Raw genomic sequence first — 1,332 nt, forward strand, 5'->3', positions numbered from 1 at the left:
TGGTTCCACAGTTTCTTCGGCAGCGCCTGATTCATATGCGACGCCCCCGAGTTCCACCATGGGCCGCGGCCATTCGACGTTGACTTGCAGGCACGAGCTTCGCCAAGCCCCAAGCGCATTAAGTTGCGCGCCCTCGTCGAGGGCTGCTTCCATTGGCGCCAGATGGCACACCGAAGCTTACGTCGCACCCATCCGTCCAACTCCTCAAGTGGCTTCTTGCTCTGACTGAGCTTGAAGTAGCCCGCCCAGCCACGCAGCATCGGTCTTATCCGCTCAATGACCTTCGCCATCTCTTGGCCCCGTGCCCCGCGCAATAATTCCCTGAGCCGGTCGCGTAAGCGATCCAGACTCAGCGTTGCCACTTTCAACCTCGGTTGTCGATGCCGGCTCATCCCATAGCCCAGATAGTCACAGACCCACGGCCGTGCCACTCGGCTCTTTTCCCGATTCAGCGTTAGTTTCAGACGCAGGCTCAGGAAGCGCTCAACCCCGGCCAGCACTCGTTCGCCAGCACGGCGACTGCGCACATAAATGTTCGCATCATCGGCGTAACGCACGAAGCGATGGCCCCGTCGTTCCAACTCTCGGTCGAGTTCGTTGAGCAGGATGTTCGACAGCAACGGCGAGAGCGGGCCGCCTTGCGGCGTCCCCTCCTGTCGTCGGCTGACGATCCCACCCGACATGACCCCAGCCTCGAGATAGCGACGGATCAGCCTGAGCACTCGCTTGTCTTCGACTTGACGCTCGACGTAGGCCATCAATACATCGTGGCTGACCCGATCGAAGAACTTCTCCAAGTCGAGTTCCACACACCAGCGGTGACCCGCCGCCACGTGGGCGCGGGCTGTTTCGATGGCTTGATGAGCGCTTCTGCCCGGGCGAAAGCCGTAGCTGTAGTCCGAGAACAGGGGGTCGAAGATCGGCGTGAGCTGTTGCAGCAGGGCCTGTTGGATCAGACGGTCCACGACACAGGGGATACCCAACTGTCGTGTTCCACCTTTGGGTTTAGGGATTTCGACGGCGCGCACACCTTGCGGGTGGTACTCGCCGGCCAGCAACCGGGCCTTGAGGATCGGCCAATACTGTTTCGTGTAGTGCGCCAGTTGCTCCACCGTCATGCCATCGGCACCCGGTGCGCCCTTGTTGCTGACCACACGTTGATACGCACGTCTGAGGTTGGCGGGTGCAAGCACTCGCTCCATCAGCGTGTCCGGCTCCGCGTTCGTCCACGTCACAAACGCCGTCGATACCTGTGCGCTGTCAGCCGTCATCCTCGGATTCTGTCCAGGACTCGGAGTCACAGTCTTCTCTGGGAGAAATTTCTGCATTTCG

At 60.7% G+C, this 1,332-nt stretch carries 1 protein-coding gene; it reads right to left on the reverse strand.

Translation table 11 applies throughout. The annotated features are described in order from the left end of the window. Positions 1 to 1,328, reverse strand: a 1,328-nt coding sequence (gene ltrA / locus BLT00_RS30610; RefSeq protein ID WP_256572804.1) for a group II intron reverse transcriptase/maturase, incomplete at its 3' end; no start/stop codon positions are given. Positions 1,329 to 1,332 lie beyond the last annotated feature (4 nt).

This window comes from Pseudomonas sp. NFACC51 (assembly GCF_900103575.1).
Taxonomy (GTDB): Bacteria; Pseudomonadota; Gammaproteobacteria; order Pseudomonadales; family Pseudomonadaceae; genus Aquipseudomonas; species Aquipseudomonas fluorescens_Q.